Origin of the sequence: Edaphobacter sp. 4G125 (assembly GCF_014274685.1) — a bacterium.
Classification (GTDB): Bacteria; Acidobacteriota; Terriglobia; order Terriglobales; family Acidobacteriaceae; genus Edaphobacter.
This window is the reverse complement of sequence record NZ_CP060393.1, coordinates 2,680,772-2,698,878: the sequence shown is the minus strand read 5'-3', so window position 1 is coordinate 2,698,878 and position 18,107 is coordinate 2,680,772. Positions and strand designations below refer to the sequence as shown.

Below are 18,107 nucleotides of genomic sequence, written 5' to 3'. Positions count from 1 at the left end.
TTTAAGGTGAATGATGGCGATTGTAGCTGGTGCCGATTTTGGAACTTTGAGTGTTCGTGTGACCTTGTTGGACTCCGAACGTGGTCGTCTAGGAACAGCTGTGGCGGAGTATCCGCTGCACCGTCGGCGTGAAGATCCGGATTATGCGACGCAGTCGCACACAGACCAGATGAATGCGCTGGTGAAGGCGACGAAGGACGTTCTTCACCAGACCGGAATTTTAGGGCAGGATGTTCTGGCCATAGCGCTGGACACCACGGGATCCAGCGTGCTGGTGGTGGATGAGAATCTGCAACCTTTGGATGAGTACTACCTTTGGTGTGATCATCGTGCTCATCGTGAGGCGGGCGAGATTACCCGGAAAGCGCATGAGCTGAAGCTTGAGGCCATTGATTGGTGTGGTGGTGCCTACTCTCACGAATGGGGATGGGCCAAGCTGCTGCACTGGTTGCGCCATGCGGATGAGGAGAAGCGCGCGAGGTTTGCGACTGCGTTGGAACACTGCGATATGGTGGCTGCGACACTGACTGGAGTCCAGCATCCCAGCAGACTGAAGCGCAGCGTCTGCGCAATGGGACATAAATGGATGTGGAATCCTAAATGGGGCGGGCTGCCTTCAGAGGAGTTTCTGGTTGCAGTCGATCCGCTTTTAAAAGGCGTTCGAGAAAAGATCGGAGGAGCGTACCTGACCTCAGATCACATTTATGGCCATCTGAGCGAAGAGTGGGCAGCGAAGATGGGGCTGAAGGTGGGGATTCCAATTCCGGTTGGAGCCTTTGATGCTCACTGGGACGCACTGGGAGCGGGATGTAAGGAGGGCGATGTTGTCAATGTTGTCGGGACCTCGACCTGCATCATTGCCATGGGTGAGAAGACCGGCCTTGTTCCAGGAGTCTGTGGCGTTGTTCCGGGAAGTGTCCATCCGAAGCTGACTGGAATCGAGGCAGGATTATCTGCGGTCGGCGATATCTTCGAAAGTATCGCGAGGCGCGCGGGGAAAAACGTTAAGGATCTGGCGCAGGGGCTTGAAACCTATAAATCGGGCCAGACCGGGCTACTACGAATGAGCTGGGACAACGGCGATCGCACGGTCCTGGTGAACCCGGAGTTGGGCGGCGTAACCCTGGGATGGAACCTAATCCACACGGCGCAGGATGAGCTGTTCGCCGCGATTGAAGGGACAGCCTTCCACACCAGGATCATCCTCGAGCGGATGGCCGAGTATGGCGTACCAGTTGAGCGGGTGATCAATGGCGGAGGTATTCCACAGAACAACTCTGTTCTGAATCAGGTGTATGCCAATGTGCTGAATAAGCCTGTTCTGGTGCCGGATGGTACGCCGACCAGCCTGGGCTCCGCGATCGTTGCGTTTGTTGCGGCGGGAGTCTATTCCTCGATCGACGAGGCGCAGCAGAGGCTGTGTCTCCCATTCAAGACCTTTGCTCCTGATCCCAAAGCTGTGGAGCGGTATGAGCGGCTCTACCAGCTCTATCGCAAGCTCTACTTCGGATTGGGGGAGCGGGATGCTGTTCCGGTGGCGTTGGGGGATGTTCTTCCGACGCTTCGAGAGATTGCACACGAGGCCCTGGAAGGGTAATCAGAAGCTGCAACTTGATGCCAGGTTATATGCTTGGTTCAGGTAAAGTTTGAGGTTAAATTTATCAACCTAAATATAAGATTTTATTTAGTTTGAAGAAACGGATTGTCTTCTCGTTCCTCCCCGATCGTGGTGTTGGGACCGTGACCGGGGACAACTTTGATCTGGTCGGGGAGTGGGAGAAGGCTGGAGTGAATGGAGCGCAGGAGCTGTCCAGTATCTCCTCCGGGAAGGTCGGTTCGGCCGATGGATCCGGCGAAGAGAGTGTCCCCGGCGATCAGGAGGGAGTGTTCGGGTAGGTAGAGACAGATGCTGCCCTGGGTGTGGCCAGGGGTATGGAGCACGGTTCCAGAGATGCCGGAGATGGAGATCGTCTGGCCGTCCTGAAGCGAGCCGTCGGGTGGAGCGACCTCGGGGGTGGGCATCTGGAGCCATGAGGCTTGGATGTCCATCATCTTGACCAAGGGGAGATCGTTCTCGTTGTAGTAGATGGGGGACCCGGTGAGCTGCTTGAGACGTTGTGCTCCGGCGATGTGGTCAATATGGGCATGGGTGATGACGATGGACTTAACGGTAAGGCCATGGCGCTGGAGTATGGCCTGGATAGACGGAATGTCGTCGCCGGGATCGATGACGATGGCTTCGCGGGAGATTTCGTCTCCCAGAATGGAGCAGTTGCACTGGAGCAGGCCGACGGGAAGGATCTCGTGGATCATGCTTCAAGACTAAAGGCTGATTATGGATTTATGCGGATTTACGGACAAAGGGTCGAACGGCAGGATCACCCTGCGCAGTAAACCTTCGGAAATTGGTCGACCACTTCGATTTGAGTCTGATAGCCTGCTGTGGTCGAGTTTTGTTCGAACTCACGCTTATTTCTGGGAATATGGGCTTATGCCCTTGTTCACGGTGACTTACTCGCAATTTGAGGTGTTTTTAAATGCTTGAGTCTATGCGGTTATTTCCATCTGAGCCTGCGGCTCGCGCGGTTGCGGCAAAGCTCTACGAAACGGTTCGCGATCTTCCGATCATCTCTCCTCATGGCCATACTGATCCGGCCTGGTTTGCGAAGGATGAAGCGTTTCCCAATCCAGCGGCACTTTTCATTCAGCCGGATCATTACATCTTCCGGATGCTTTACTCGCAGGGGGTCTCTCTGGAGTCTCTTGGAATTCCTCAGGTCGATGGACAGCAGAAGGCCGATCCACGAGAGGTCTGGCGCATCTTTGCCAAGCACTATTATCTCTTTCGCGGAACGCCGACGCGCTTGTGGCTGGACTACTCCTTCAGTACTCTCTTTGGCTTGAAGGAGAGGCTGAGCGAAAAGAACGCCGACCAGTACTACGATGTCATCTCCCGCGCCCTAGAGACACCGGAGTTCCGCCCGCGCGCTCTTTTTGAGCGGTTTAACATCGAGGTGCTTTCGACTACGGATTCACCTCTCGATACTCTCGAGCATCACAAGGCCATCCGCGAATCAGGATGGAAAGGACGAGTATTACCTACCTTCCGCCCTGATGCGGTGATCGATGCCGAGTACGTCAACTTTGTTCAGAACATCGAAGAACTTGGCGAGGTTACTGGCGAGAACGTCGGTACCTATAAAGGCTATCTGAATGCCCTGCGTAATCGTCGCCAATTCTTCAAGTCCCTGGGTGCTACGGCGACCGATCATGGACATCTCACCGCAATGACTGCTGATCTTGACGCCGCTGCTGTGGAGGCACTTTATCAACGCATTCTCTCCGGCCGTTCTACTCCTGAAGAGCAGCAGTTGTTTCAGGGGCAGATGCTGACGGAGATGGCAGGTATGTCGGTCGAAGATGGCCTTACGATGCAGCTGCATCCGGGCAGCATTCGCAACCATAATATGCAGGTATACGAGAAGTTTGGACGCGATAAAGGTGCCGATATCCCCTCGCCGACGGAGTATGTTCGCAACCTGCGCCCACTGCTCAACAAGTATGGAAACGATCTGCGGTTGACTTTCATCCTGTTTACGTTGGACGAATCGACCTACTCGCGTGAGTTGGCACCGCTTGCCGGACACTATCCGTCACTTAGATTAGGACCGCCGTGGTGGTTCCACGATTCGCCGGAGGGAATGATGCGCTTCCGTGAACTGGCTACAGAAACAGCTGGCTTCTACAATACGGTTGGCTTCAATGACGATACTCGGGCTTTCCTCTCGATTCCATCCCGGCATGATGTCGCCCGCCGGATCGACTGCGCCTTTCTGGGCCGCCTGGTGGCTGAACATCGACTGGAAGAAGCGGAGGCCCACGAGGTTGTGTTAGATCTGACGGTCAACCTGGTCAAGAAGGCCTATAAGCTATAACGTTCGTAGGGAACAATCTAAGGAGAACGGCAGCTTCTTATAGCCGTCGTTCTCTTTAGAAGTTCAGAATCAACGCCGTTTGGAACGGAAGAGCAGCTTCTCTGAATTCCTTTTTTGACCGCGGTATCGTCATTTGTTATAACAATGAAAGCGCAGCACGTCGCCAGATGTGCTCGATACACTCCTCAGTAGCTCAATGGCAGAGCATTCGGCTGTTAACCGAAGGGTTGTAGGTTCGAGTCCTACCTGAGGAGCCAGACTTCTCAAAGAATTACAGATCCCCTGATTTACAACTTGGACACAGTTGAATCGATACTTTCTGCTGTCGCCTGCTGACCGTTGTCTCCCCCTCAGAATTGCCCGCGTCGTCACATTCACCGTCGAGAGAACCCTTGCAGGAATGATTTGCACATAGATGCTGTCAGTGGTCGTGATGCTCGCATAACGCAAATGGGCCTAGACATCCTTAATGGAGCCATGCCGTTCCATAGTCGTGCCGGATGTCAGTCTCAGAACATTACTGATTCTGGTTTAGGTGCCGATGCTAACTCCGTTCGGAACTCTGTGAGGGCGGCAATGCCGAGCGTAAAGCTGCATATATGGAAAGGCTCTTCACACTCAAGTACGCTTTCGTTTACTTCCGCGGTGCCTCACCATCGACGAACTTGCCTGCAATGTCTGAGGCGGGGGCGCCGCCGAGTGCCTCAGTTTTAGCAACGTCTCAAGAACAACGTGTTTTGCGGGACTATCGTCGCCTTGTCTACGATCAAGCAACAAGCGGGCAGCAGTCGTACCAAGTTGGTAGCCTGACTGGGAAACAGACGAGAGGGAAGGATTTGTGGTTTCGGCCAGATCAAGATCATCGAAGCCCATAATGGAGACATCCTCGGGACAGCGAAGACCTACTTCACGAACAGCCAGCAAGGCTCCCAATGCAATCAAGTCATTGCCAGCGAAGATTGCGGTCGGTCTCGGAATCAGACGCAACAAAATAAGAGTCTTGGCATGTCCTCCTTGCTTATCGAAACTTGTCTCCTGGGAGTACTCCGGAGACAAATGAAGTTTTGCTTCCTTTAGTGCGCGCTTGAAACCTGCCAGCCGCTCCTTCGAGTTGGTAAGGTGTAGAGGCCCCGTGATAGTTGCCAGCCTGGTGTGCCCCAGTTGAAGCAAATGTCGAGTTGCGTTGTAAGCTCCTGCCTCGTTATTTGCTGTGACACTGTCACCGCTCCAGTTTTTGGGAAGCCGGTCGACGCACACCACTCCCGTACCGGCTTGCCGGTATGACTCCGCCTGTTTCGCAAGTTCGCTGAAATTCGACGGAATTACGATGAGGCCGGCTGGCAGGTAGGTCCTCAACTCGTTCAGATGAATGATCTCTTTGGAGTGATCGTTATCCGTGTTGCAGAGGATCAGACGATATCCGTTCGAGAAGGCCACATCTTCGGCACCCCGAACGACGGCAGGGAAGAAAGGATTCGTAATATCGGGAATAATCATCCCGATCGTGTTGGTTGTATCGCGTCGTAGACCGCGTGCCAGTTGGCTAGGCTGATATCCAACCGATTGAACAGCTTCAAGCACACGGGTGCGCTTTGGTTCTCGAACTTTAGCCGTATTGTTGAGCACATGGGAGACCGTGCCTAGAGAGACCCCTGCCATTCTGGCGATATCATGCATGTTGGCCATAACACCTTCTCCATCAGGCTTTAGGAGCCTGGTCGCAAGAGACCGAGGTCCAAAAACCAATCTAATCTCTTATTTGAAACAATTCAATTCGTGGATGGGACCTCCATTGGAACTCGATAGGTCGAGTGCAGTTGTGTTCTCAGCATCTTTGCGTATATGCGAGAGAGCCAAAAAACAAAGCTTGACAACGATGCTCGATTCCGGATAATTTTTGCGTGTAATTTTGAAACCTTTCAAAAATATATGAACATAAATTTTGCTTTCCAATTGAGCTTCTGCTTACGCATTTCTAGCAGTCGGTATGGCCCGTTTTGTGTTCTGCCTCCTAGTCCCCTTTAAGAGATTTAGGATGCTTCGATCTCGACATTTTGAAAGCTTCAAAATATCTATATTTTTTCGGAGACACAGATCTCCGATTTCGACAAATGGAAATGGAGGCTGAATCATGAACAGGGAAGCTATTAGTCATCGGCTATGTCTGCAGCTCCGGCTGGCCGCATGGTTATTGATGCTTGTGTCGACCGCAGTGCTTTGGGTGAATTCCGCAAATGCTCAGGCAATGAATGCCCAGATATCTGGCAGGATTACTGACCCGACCGGAGCTATCATTCCCAATGCATCGATTGAGATCCAAAATACCGGAACTGGTTTAGACCGTACCGTCACCACTTCATCGACCGGTGAATACGTAGTTCCGTCCCTGCCTGTGGGGACTTACAAGCTGACAGCTGTAGCACCGGGGTTCAAAAACTACGCTCGATCCGGAATCATCCTTGAAGCCGGGCAGAACGCCCGTTTAGATGCAACCCTGCAAATCGGAACCGCAAATGAAACCATTCAGGTTACAGAGTCGACGGTGCAGGTCGATACCAGCTCGGCGGCTATTCGTACTGAGATTGATAGCACCCAGATCAAAGAGCTTCCCCTCAATACCCGCAATACGCTGCAACTCATCACACTCGTGCCCGGAGTAGGGAACGCCACCCTGCCCGCCGTAGTAATAAACCAGCGCAACGGGCCGACATTCAACGTGAACGGAAGCCGCGTTAACGGCAGTCAAGTCTCACTTGACGGCGCTATCTTGGTGACCGGACTCTATAACCGCCCAGCGAACCTTACGAATCCTGACTCGATTGGCGAATTTTCGCTGCTTACGAATAGCTACGGCGCAGAATTTGGACACGCGTCAGGAGGAGCATTCGTAGCAGTCAGCAAAGCGGGAACCAACAGGTTCCATGGATCGGCGTGGGAGTTCTTGCGTAACGACGCGCTCAATGCGAGGAACTGGTTCGCGCCGGCTCCAGCGGCAAAACCGTTATTGAAACAAAATCAATTCGGCGTCGCTGGGGGAGGCCCCATCCTGAAGGATAAGGCCTTCTTCTTCGCCACCTACGAGGGCCTACGAATTCACCAAGTCACTCTTGAGAATCTCGCCACCATAACGCCGGCTCAACGTAGTGGAGACTTCAGCGCCGTTTCGACCCAACTCCATGACCCGTATAAAGCCACATGCGATGCAAATGGCAATGGTCCAGGTACTGGTACCACTCCCTGTAATTACACGGTCGCTAATGGGTATGCAGGTAAAAATCAGATTCCTAAGAGCGAATGGGACACAATGTCGGTGGCTTTCATGAACACCTACATACCCGCCCCAACTCTGCAACCCTCAGGGCTGTGGGCGTATACAGACCAGATACCAACTCCTACCAGCGGCAATCAATACACGATCAGAGGTGATTACCGCGTAACGAAAAACGATCAGGCGTATGTCCGTTTCTTCCATATGGTCACCTCGGCCGTAACCGGTCCTCCATATTCCGCCATCATTTCCTCTAAGTTCTACGATAACTTCTCGAACTCCAATTGGGGTACTACCGTCAGAGACACGCACACATTCACACCCAATCTGATTGGCGACTTCGGATTTTCGGACACGAATCTCTCGACCACCGGCACTCCCGAGGGAACAATCATAACGGGAGCGCAAATGGGTGCCCAGTATAATACCGGCGGATACAACGTTTCTCCGTTGGTGACAGTATCTGGCGTCACAAGCTTTGGTTCAGGGAGTCCGTGGTTTGAGAATACGGCTTTGAAACAAGTCGACGCAAAGTTGTCGTGGGTCAAAGGAAGGCACCTATGGCAGTTCGGTGCGATGGCCCTTCGTGAAGCAGAGCACATCGAATGGACCCACACAAACTCCGCAGGAAATCCAACCTTTAGTGGCGTGCAAACGGGAAACAACTGGGCCGACTATCTTATTGGGAAGCCCATTAGCTTCGGACAGTACACCCCTTATTACGGTAACGAGCATTCAGTGGAATCGGGATTCTATGCTCAAGATACTTACAAGGTATCGTCTCGGCTGACCCTGACTCTGGGCCTACGGTGGGATCTCTTCTTCCCCTGGGTCGAATTTAACCACAACTCTCCTACCGTTACTTTCGATCCCAGTTTTCATTCCACGCGATTCCCAACCGCCCCTCCAGGCCTCGCGTTTCCTGGAGATCCAGGAATCCCGCCTGGAACCATATTCATGGATAAAGGTGACTTTGCGCCGCGTCTTGGGTTTGCCTACGATGTCTTCGGCGATGGAAAGACGTCGGTTCGCGGCGGTTATGGCATCTTCTATAACGCACCCGGGGCCATCACCATGGCCAATGAAATTGAGGCGCCTCCCTTCGAGACGCAACTGGTGTTTACCCCGAATACTTTCACCGATCCCTACGGAGGGACTGGATACACGAATCCATTCCCATACCCCTACCTCAACCCCGGAAAGAATCCGCTATGGCCGTTTCCGGCGCAGTTTTACTCGCCGGACCCGAATATTAAGAATGCGTTCACGCAACAATACAATTTCAACGTGCAGCGTGAGTTCCCGAAAGACTTCATGGTGCAGGTCGGCTATGTAGGCAGTCACGGAGACCGGTTGTGGAATGGGAACCAGGCGAATGCCGCTCCGTACTCTGCGGGCGGAACGGCCGCGAATGCACAGTCGCGCCGTCCTTTCCTGCCCCAGTATTACGCCGGCATCACGAGAATCGCCAATATTGGATTCTCCAATTACAACTCCCTGCAGATCACTGCACGGAAGCGCTTTTCAACGGGTTACACCATGCAATTCGCGTACACGTTCGCGAAGTCCCTCGACTCGGGCTCCATTGCCGATGCGGATGGTGGAACCGCGCAAAATCCGGCCAGCCCCATTGTCGGCGAATATTCCAGGTCTGACTTCAATCAGAAGCATTTGTTGCGCGTCAACGGGGTTTGGAATCTTCCGCAGTTTGAAAATCTGGGACTTGCAAAATATGCCGTAGGTGGGTGGATGCTTTCAGGGATTGTGAGTTACAGCAGCGGTACTCCCTTCTCGGTGACTACCGGTTCTGCAGCTCCGTGGCTCGGAGCGGGCCGGGATATTGGAGCCCTGCGCCTGAACGCGACGGGCACGAATCCCTGTGCAAGTTGCGGTAGCCGGGACTCGTGGGCCAGAACGGGATATTTCAATACTGCAGCCTACGGCTCGCCGCTCCTTGCACCCTATACTTACGGAACCTTTGGCAACAGTGGACGCAACAGCCTTGTCGGTCCCTCGTCATTCAATACCGATATGAGCGCTGCGAAGAACTTTCCATTCTTGAAGCGTGAAGGTGCCAGGATTCAATTGCGCGCGGATATCTTCAATCTGTTCAATCGGGTGCCTTTCAGCAACCCAACAACCTCGTTAGCGTCGTCCGTTTTCGGCAAGATCACTTCCGCCGGAGCAGCAAGGCAGGTTCAGCTTGCGCTGCGGTTAGAGTTCTAGCCTCCAGTTAGTCCCGAGATCCAAAAAGGAGTCCAAATTTGAAACTCACTTGAGATGGCCGGAGCAAGCAGGTAGCTAGTACTTGCTTGCTCTGAAAGCATTCAAATAAGTAAGTTCGTCCGATTGCCGGTAGTCGCAAAGGTCAGCTTCTCGAACTCAGTACGGATTGTTTTTTTGATTGCACTTGCCTCATTGAAAAGGAAGCGCTCAATGTATCAGCCTGAGACGTACGGTATTGCACTTCTATTCATGATCCTCAGTATGCTGTGCTGGGGATCATGGGCTAATTCCATGAAGCTTTGTTCTGGTTATCGCTTCCAGCTGCTTTACTGGGACTTCATTGTAGGACTGATTGTCGGAGCAGTTCTGTGGGGCTCAACTCTCGGAAGTATGGGAGCTGTGGGGCGGTCTTTCTATACAGACATCGCTCACGCAAATATGCATTCGATTTTCCTTGCGATGGCAGGCGGTGCCATCTTCAATGTTGCTAATCTGTTGCTCGTTGCCGCGATCGATATAGCGGGACTGGCAGTTGCATTTCCTATTGGTATTGGCTTGGCCCTTGTTGTGGGAGCCATCAGCAGTTACATCATTTCGCCCAAGGGAAATTCTTTGCTTCTCTTTGGCGGTATCGCCCTCGTGGTGATGGCTATCGTATTCGATGCCATCGCTTACAGGCTGCGTGAAACAGAACGTGCAGCTATGAGTCGTCGCGGCATCATTATTAGTTTGATCGCGGGACTTTTGATGGGTATGTTCTATCCCTTCGTTTCAAAGTCAATGACGGGAGAAGATGCACCTGGTCCTTATGCCATCTTGTTGTTCTTCGCCATTGGGGTATCGATCTGCGCTATTCCGGTGAACTATCTGCTCATGCGTTTTCCTCTTGATGGCCAAGAGCGGGCCTTCATCCGGAGCTATTGGCAAGCACCCGGGATCTGGCATTTCTGGGGCGCTCTAGGTGGCGTGATCTGGTGTACAGGAGCGATGGCCAATTTTGTGGCATCGCAGGCCAACATCGTGGGCCCTGCCGTCTCTTATTCCATTGGACAAGGTGCCACAATGATTTCGGCTTGTTGGGGCGTATTTGTCTGGCGCGAATTCAGTGCAGCTCCAGCTCATTCCAAAAGCAGTCTGAAATGGATGTTCATCTTTTTTCTCTGTGGGTTGACCGCGGTCGCTTGTGCTCCGATCTTTCCATAACAACCCTTTATCCCTTTGAGGAGAATGCAATTGCCTGCGAAAAAATCAATCGTTGTTGTCGGCAGCATCAATACAGACCTGGTAGCAGTCACTAAGAGAATTCCTGTCGTAGGCGAGACCGTCATCGCATCCGACTTTCAGATTCATCCTGGAGGTAAAGGTGCGAATCAAGCCGTCGCCGTGGCGCGACTCGGGTATCCCGTACAACTCATTGGGCGCCTGGGGAATGATACGTTCGGAGCTGAACTACGGGCCCACTTGCAAAAAGCAGGTGTCGACATAGCCGGGGTTTCTACAAGTGATGGTGTTTCCGGCGTTGCCGTGGTCGTTGTTTCAGAGCGCGGAGACAATAGCATCCTGGTTGCGCCTGGCGCCAATTCCAAAGTCACGCCTGAAGATCTTGATGCGAGCATTTCTATTTTGAGAAGTGCTGGCATGGTGCTGGCTCAACTCGAGACACCGCTCGAAACCGTTGAACATCTAGCTCGCATTTGCGCACGGGAGAATGTGCCTCTGATTCTCGACCCTGCACCTGCGAGAGAACTACCGCCGAGAATATTTAAAAACATCGCTTGGTTCACACCGAATCAGACTGAAGCAGCGTCCTATCTCGGCGATAAGCACTCTGAATCAAGTGCGCCATTACCCGCTGAAATAGCAAAAATCTTTCTTTCCAATGGTTGCCGCGGGGTCGTCCTGAAGATGGGTGCAAATGGGGCCTACATTAGATCGCAGGATGGTATTGGAGGTTTGGTTCCCGCGTTCGCTGTCAAGGCAATCGATACAACGGCTGCCGGCGATGCGTTTAATGCGGGCTTCGCGACTGCCCTCATGTTAGGCAAATCTCCCTTAGACAGTGCGAGGTTTGCCGCGGCGGTCGCAGCCATTTGCGTAACACGCACAGGCGCACAACCTTCTATGCCCAGCATGGTTGAGGTAGAGGAATTTATCAGGAACGAATCGAACTACATTACTTCCGAATTTGCGGAACGTAGTTAGTTCCTTAGCTACCGGATATGGCCCTCGCATCTTCAATATTGGTCTCAAAAAAACACGACTTACCTGCACGAAAGGAATAACGACATGAAAGCTAAATTCCGAGCAATGTGGTGTGCCGCAAGGCTCGCTCTTCTCGTTGCTCTCTGCACTGCGCAGGCCAATGCGCAGTTTGGAAATCCTCAAGGCCAACTCATTCTTGCGCCACCGTGCTTAGCGATGGGTCCTATCGTGCGGCCCGGGGCCGCTCCTTGTACTCCGTCGACTCATCGCGACTGGCTCGCCGACAATACGCATTGGCGCACTGAACGTCGTATTCGTATCGGCTACGATGGATCCCGCTACAATTTGCCTCAACTTCAATGGGCGCAACATAGTTTTATACAACCACAGATGATGGTGCATGATCGCTATTTCTATGACCCAGTCGCAGGTAAATACACCGTAGATCGGTATCTCGACGATTTAGAGAAACGCTACGGTGGCATCGATGCCGTACTCATTTGGGCGGTTTATCCCAACGTAGGCATGGACGAGAGAAACCAGCTTGACATGGTGCGCTCCATGCCTGGAGGTGTTGAGGGCGTGAAGCGCATGGTGGCGGATTTTCATCGCCGAGGTGTGAAAGTTTTGTTTCCCATGATGATGTGGGACCAGGGAACGAAAGGCCCGGGAACCGACTGGCCGACGGCGTTTGCGGAATTCATGAAAGAGATTGATGCCGACGGGGTCAATGGTGACACACAGGATGGCGTGCCGCTGGCGTTCTCACTCGCTGCTGAGAAGGCGGGCCATCCATTGGCGTTTGAGCCGGAGGGTGGACCCAGCGATGAAGCTCTTGCATGGAATGTTCTTACCTGGGGCCAGTACCAATACACATTTGCTCCTGGGGTCGACAAGTACCGCTGGCTTGAACCACGTCACCAGGTCAATATTCAAGGCCGCTGGGATCGCGACAAAACCAACGCTCTGCAGTACGCCTTCTTTAACGGAGAAGGTTGGGAAAGCTGGGAAAACGTCTGGGGTATCTGGAACGGTGTTACTCCACGTGACGCAGAGGCAACGCGTCGTGTGGCAACCATCGAGCGCGCCGTGGCTCCTTTTTTCGCGAGCGAGGGATGGGAGCCGTACTACCCAATGCTGAGATACGGTGTCTTCTCAAGCCGCTGGCCATTGGCCGACCAGACGGTATGGACCATCGTGAACCGCAACGAATACAACGTCGAGGGAAATCAGATGACGACACCCTACAAGCAGGGCATGCGTTATTTCGATCTTTATCATGGCGTGGAACTCAAGCCAGAAATAAAAGGCGATCAGGCAGTGCTTTCGTTTTCGACCGAAGGTCATGGCTATGGAGCGATTGTCGCTACCAACGGCGAACTGGATCCGAAGCTGAAAGGGCTAATGGAAAAGATGAAGGAGATGACTGCTAAACCTTTGTCCAGCTATTCGCATGAGTGGCACTTCCTGCCGCAACAGATGGTAGAGATCGCACCTTCGACGCGCGCCGCTTCCGCACCAGAAGGAATGATTCGTATCGAAGGTGCCGATTATCTGTTCCGTGTGCAGGGAATCGAGATTGAGGGGAGCAACGATGTTGGCGTTGATGTTCAGTATGCATGGGAGGACAGTCCTCGTCGTTTTCATGAACACTCCATACAGATCAAGCCATTTTTCATCGATAAGTACCCAGTGACTAATGCCGAGTTCAAGAAGTTTATGGACGCTACGCATTATCAGCCTAAAGATAGGCTCAACTTTCTCGAGGACTGGAAAGATGGTTCCTATCCCGATGGATGGGGGAACAAGCCAGTCACCTGGGTGTCAATCGAAGACGCACGTGAGTATGCAAAATGGGCGGGGAAGCGGCTTCCGCATGAGTGGGAGTGGCAGTACGCCGCGCAAGGTAACGATGGCCGCATGTTTCCATGGGGCAACTGCGATTGGCTAGCGCCCTCACGGAGCGGAGGCTCGCCGGGTTGCTCTGCTAATAGCAGTGCTTTGGCACCGATCCAGGACAATGGGCGGACGCTGCCTCCTCCCAGCGATGTGGATGCCCATCCCCAGGGGGGAGTCCGTTTGGCGTAATGGACATGGTCGGAAATGTATGGCAATGGACAGATGAGTATCTTGATGAACACACTCGCGCCGCCATTATCAGGGGGGGCAGTCACTATCGTCCGTCCGGATCGATCTGGTACTTTCCGGAGGCATATAGGAACGATCAGCACGGCAAGCTGCTTTTGATGGCTCCCAGTATTGACCGTTCCGGCACGCTTGGCTTCCGGTGTGTGAAAGATGCGCAATGAAATGAGCACGAGCAGAACCTGATGCTCCAACGATGGAGATCACCGTGAGGCTGCGCTGGCTGGATATCTAGCTGCATATCTATATATATAGACGCAGCGAGTTTCCAGTGGAGCGCAGGGACTGCACATGCAAGGGAGCTGTTGTGAAAAAGATGAGAACAGACCGTCGCATGTTTCTGAAGACCGCGGTGGCCGCCGCTGGTGCTGAGGTCTTAGGAACGTTGCAGGTGGCAAAAGCAACAACTCCAAGCAACGCGGCGCCCGAGGAAATAGCCAAAAATAGGCCCTCGGGCGCCTTTTTGAACAAGGAAGGTGTTGTTGAAACCGTCTATGGCAAGGTGCGCGGTAGTCAGCAAGCCGGGATCCAAGTTTTTCGGGGGATTCCATATGGTGCCAATACCGGAGGGGAAAACCGGTTTATGCCGGCAAAGGCGCCTACGCCCTGGGCGGGAATACGTTCGACTCTATGGTACGGGCGCACATGCCCTGCGTTCTGGCGTCCAGGCAGCGACGAATCAATGTTCGTATGGCAGAACGATACGGGCTACATGGATGAAGACTGCTTAGTCGCAAATGTTTGGACGCCGGGAATTAATGACAACAAGAAGCGTCCGGTGCTGGTGTGGATACACGGTGGCGGATTTTCGTATGGGTCGAGCCAGGAGTTGCCATCCTATGATGGCGAGATGCTGGCGCGTGATGGCGACGTAGTGGTGGTGAGCCTCAATCATCGTCTAAATGCCCTCGGGTTTCTGAATCTCAGCGAGTTTGATGGAGATTACGCAACAAGTGGCAATGTGGGTATGACAGACATCGTTTTCCTCCTCAAGTGGGTGCGGGATAACATCGGGAACTTTGGAGGCGACCCAGGAAACGTGACGATCATGGGCCAATCGGGTGGAGGCAGCAAAGTTGGCACTCTTATGGCCATGCCATCAGCTCAAGGACTGTTCCATAAAGCTTCGATTCACAGTGGTTCGATACTTCGAGTAGCAGATCCTGAAATGTCGCTGGGGCTAGCGCATGGGCTGTTGGCCAAGCTTGAGATCCCCAAAAATAATTTGGACAAACTGCGAAACCTCTCATGGCAGGAGATCGTGAGTGCCGCCAACGACGTGCAACGCCGCCACCGCAGTGCTATTAGCCATATTCCTCTACCAGACGCACGCACGCTAGATCGGTGGTTTGGCTGGAGTCCATACGTCGATGGAACAGAAATTCCGCACCAGGTGTGGGACCCAGCGGCACCTGAGATCAGCGCTAATGTGCCCCTGATGGTGGGTACGGTTTTGAACGAGTTTGTAACCGGGATTGGACGGCCTGATGCCTTCTCGCTGACTGTGGAGGGGCTTATGAGGCAGTTGAGCAACCAGTACAGATCGAATGCTAAGGAACTATACGACGCATTCAGCAAGGATCACCCAACAGCCAATCCTTTCCAACTCTGGTCAATCATTTGGGCATGCTCGTTCCGCAGCGCTGCGATGAAGCAGGCGCAACTTAAGGCTGCGCAAAGAAAGGCGCCAGCATACAACTTCTGGATGCACTGGCAGTCACCGAGTCTGAGCGGACGAGCGATGGCCTTTCATTGCTTCGATTTGTGCTTCTTCTTCAACAATTCGAAGCGATGCGATAGTGTTACCGGAAACGGTGAAGCGGCAAAGAGGTTGGCACGGCAGATGAGTCAGGCGTGGATTCATTTTGCCCGTACAGGAAATCCGAATCATGAGGGAATTCCGAAGTGGGAATCAGTGACTGCGAATGGCAGCGAGACGATGATCTTCGATGCCGAGAGCCGGTTCAAGGGCGATCCCGACAGCCTAGAACGGGCAGCTTATAGCAAGACGATCCCTGCCTGAAACCGGAATCGTATGCCATCACCCTCATGTTTACTGGTACGAAATTGCTGTTCTCGGAATTCCCAGTTTCTACATCACTGTCAGATCAGATTGGTCGGTGCGCAAGGGTTTTGAGCAAGAAGCAAGAATGGTTCACGTCGTGTCGGATATCAACAGTCGTTGGGTTAAATTACGCGATCACTTCGAAAGTGAAAGGATTTAGGCGATGCTCAAGGGAATCTCACCTGTTGTTAGTCCAGAGTTGCTCAAGCTCTTATGCGAGATGGGACATGGAGATGAACTGGTCCTCGCTGACTCTAACTTTCCTGGAGCCAGCATGGCCAAGCGGCTGCTTCGCTCCGATGGGCTCTCGGTTACGGGTCTCCTCGAAGGGATCGCGCCATTATTTCCATTTGAGACCTACACCGATCCGCTAGTCATGATCGAGGTAGATGCCGACAAGGAGTTTGACCGTGCTATCGAAGCCGATTTCATGAACACGATTTGGCGCTATGATCCATCAGTACCAGCGCCCATTCGGATTGACCGGTTCGCATTTTACGAGCGCGCTCGAAACGCGTTTGGAGTCCTCATGACTGGAGAGACCCGTTTATATGGGTGTCTGATAATCAAGAAGGGTGTAATGAAAATTGCGTCGTAGGATTCGGGTTGATTGAAGTGAAGAAGCTAGCCGAGCGGGCCAGTCAGAGCTCTAAACGTGAATCGGCCCGGGATTCTGCCAACCATAGTCAAGAATCGCTTGCCCCACAATCTTACCGGCCCTCGCCGCATCTTCTGCTTCGACCGAAGCGGCATTCAGTCGCACGACGTTATTTGGGCCGGGAGCAATGAAGAAGGGTTCGCCATCAGCGATACGAACGCCAGCAGCTGCACTTCGCTCCTGAATATGTTTGGAATCGACACCAGGGGGCAACTGCACCCATACGTTGACACCATCAGGGCCGGACCAGCAGCCGCCACCAAGTGGCGCTACGATCTGATTCAAAGCAGCGCATGCGCTTTGCCGACGGTCACGGTAAGCATCGCGCGTTTTCTTCAGGGCTGCGTTTACCTCGTCCGTTTGTAGTGTCCGTGCGAGAACGCGCTGAAGCAATCGTGAACTCCAGCCATCGGCAAATGTTTTGGCTTCCGACAGCGGTTCTCGTATGAAGGTGCGCGCGACAGCTGCTGCCATCCTCAGATCCGGAGCTATTGATTTCGAAAATGAGCGGATATGCACAACCCGATTCTCTAACTCAGGAATGGAGAGCAACGAGCCCGGCCTGGTGGTGGCAATACCTGCGATCTGATCGTCCTCTACGATGATCGCGTCAGGATGAGTCTTCAATACTTCGGACAGCTCCAATAAGCGCTCAGTCGACCAGGAAGCGCCGGTGGGATTATGACCACGCGGCGTCAAAATCACCAGCTTTGCGCCATTTCGTAAGACCGCATCGAGCGAAGCGGGGATGGCGCCAAACCGGTCTACGGCAATTCCCAACAGTCGGCCGCCGGCACGCTCCAAAGTGTCCATCAGAGTCGGATAACCAGGCTCCTCAACAGCGACCGACAACTTGGATTTTTCCGATTTCGCGCTTACGACTTCATAGATGAGAGCGAAAAACTGCTGTGCTGAACTACCAATGATCAGATCCTGAGTTCGCGCTGGAATGAGGTCGGTTTCCAGTATCGGAACCAGGACGTCCGCCAAAAGCCGGATGGGCTCGGGACCGGCATACTGCAAATCGGCGGATGTGACTTCCTGAATGCAATCTGTCCAGGCTTGACGGATAACTTCCAGTGGCAGCAGCTTCGCGTCGGGTCGTCCTGTGCTACATTCCATTGCTGTTGGATACGTGGCACGGAGTCGCGAGCTGGCACGCATTAAGGCATTTCGGCGCCAAGGACTTCGAGTTCCCGTAAACGTGGACAGCGGCTGTGGGATGGTACGGACCGAATTTGATGAATTGCCGTTTACATCCTGCCAATCTGAAACGACGAAAGTGCCGCGTCCCACTTCGGCCCGAACGAATTTGCGGCTTCCCAGGAGGTCGAACGCGGCGCTGATTGTTGTTGCGCTCACGCTCATAAGCCCGGAGAGTCGACGTACAGTGGGAAGGCGATCTCCCGAACTGAGCTCGCCCGCGCGTATTGCGCGTTCAAAAAAAGCAGCCAACTGTTCATAACGGGGTGGTCCAAACTCCTCAAAGACAAACTGCCCCAACTGTTCGATAGGTTTCGGCATACCCTAATTGTACTGGCATTGTTTTGTGGATAAACTTCTAAATTTTCCGCTTGACACCAAAACATGTACGATATTAGCTTGTCA

General features: G+C 53.2%; 12 protein-coding genes and 1 tRNA gene. 10 read left to right on the top strand and 3 right to left on the bottom strand.

The features are described 5' to 3' along the window. The first annotated feature begins 13 nt into the window (after positions 1-13). Positions 14-1,597, top strand: a complete 1,584-nt coding sequence (locus tag H7846_RS11270) for a ribulokinase (RefSeq protein WP_186696329.1) — start codon at positions 14-16, stop codon at positions 1,595-1,597. An 83-nt stretch (positions 1,598-1,680) separates the two neighbouring features. On the opposite strand, the gene H7846_RS11265 is transcribed toward H7846_RS11270, so the two are convergent. Next, the gene (locus tag H7846_RS11265) at positions 1,681-2,313 is read right to left on the bottom strand and encodes an MBL fold metallo-hydrolase (RefSeq protein ID WP_186692184.1); all 633 of its coding nucleotides are present in this window, start codon (positions 2,311-2,313) and stop codon (positions 1,681-1,683) included. A gap of 224 nt (positions 2,314-2,537) precedes the next feature. Between H7846_RS11265 and uxaC the strand changes: the two genes are divergently transcribed. After that, positions 2,538-3,935 carry a glucuronate isomerase gene (uxaC, locus tag H7846_RS11260; RefSeq protein ID WP_186692182.1) on the top strand — a complete coding sequence of 466 codons (1,398 nt, stop codon included), beginning with the start codon at positions 2,538-2,540 and terminating at the stop codon, positions 3,933-3,935. 182 nt (positions 3,936-4,117) lie between these two features. Further along, a tRNA-Asn gene (locus H7846_RS11255) sits at positions 4,118-4,192 on the top strand. Positions 4,193-4,553: 361 nt separating this feature from the next. Here H7846_RS11255 and H7846_RS11250 read toward each other — a convergent pair. Beyond that, entirely contained in the window at positions 4,554-5,621 is a 1,068-nt protein-coding gene (locus H7846_RS11250) for a LacI family DNA-binding transcriptional regulator (RefSeq protein WP_255460573.1), read from the bottom strand. Positions 5,622-6,066: 445 nt separating this feature from the next. Here H7846_RS11250 and H7846_RS11245 point away from each other — a divergent pair, with 445 nt between their 5' ends. The 7 genes from H7846_RS11245 to fucU all read left to right on the top strand — a co-directional run bounded on the left by H7846_RS11245 (position 6,067) and on the right by fucU (position 16,439). Continuing rightward, complete coding sequence (locus tag H7846_RS11245; RefSeq protein ID WP_186692180.1) at positions 6,067-9,429, top strand: TonB-dependent receptor; 3,363 nt, start codon at positions 6,067-6,069, stop codon at positions 9,427-9,429. A gap of 210 nt (positions 9,430-9,639) precedes the next feature. Then, positions 9,640-10,632, top strand: a complete 993-nt coding sequence (locus H7846_RS11240; RefSeq protein WP_186692178.1) for a GRP family sugar transporter — start codon at positions 9,640-9,642, stop codon at positions 10,630-10,632. A 24-nt stretch (positions 10,633-10,656) separates the two neighbouring features. Then, positions 10,657-11,631, top strand: a complete 975-nt coding sequence (rbsK, locus tag H7846_RS11235; RefSeq protein ID WP_186692177.1) for a ribokinase — start codon at positions 10,657-10,659, stop codon at positions 11,629-11,631. A gap of 84 nt (positions 11,632-11,715) precedes the next feature. Further along, the gene (locus tag H7846_RS11230) at positions 11,716-13,719 is read left to right on the top strand and encodes a formylglycine-generating enzyme family protein (protein ID WP_255460572.1); all 2,004 of its coding nucleotides are present in this window, start codon (positions 11,716-11,718) and stop codon (positions 13,717-13,719) included. Then, a complete protein-coding gene (locus H7846_RS17975; RefSeq protein ID WP_255460571.1) occupies positions 13,719-13,940 on the top strand; it encodes an SUMF1/EgtB/PvdO family nonheme iron enzyme in 222 nt (73 codons plus the stop codon). The genes H7846_RS11230 and H7846_RS17975 overlap by 1 nt, the downstream gene beginning before the upstream one ends. Positions 13,941-14,092: 152 nt before the next feature. Further along, a complete protein-coding gene (locus tag H7846_RS11225; RefSeq protein WP_186692175.1) occupies positions 14,093-15,799 on the top strand; it encodes a carboxylesterase/lipase family protein in 1,707 nt (568 codons plus the stop codon). Between the two features lie 205 nt (positions 15,800-16,004). Beyond that, on the top strand, positions 16,005-16,439 hold the full coding sequence (fucU, locus tag H7846_RS11220; RefSeq protein ID WP_186692173.1) for an L-fucose mutarotase: 435 nt from the start codon (positions 16,005-16,007) through the stop codon (positions 16,437-16,439). A 51-nt stretch (positions 16,440-16,490) separates the two neighbouring features. On the opposite strand, the gene H7846_RS11215 is transcribed toward fucU, so the two are convergent. Continuing rightward, on the bottom strand, positions 16,491-18,023 hold the full coding sequence (locus H7846_RS11215) for an aminotransferase-like domain-containing protein (protein ID WP_186692171.1): 1,533 nt from the start codon (positions 18,021-18,023) through the stop codon (positions 16,491-16,493). Positions 18,024-18,107: the final 84 nt, after the last annotated feature.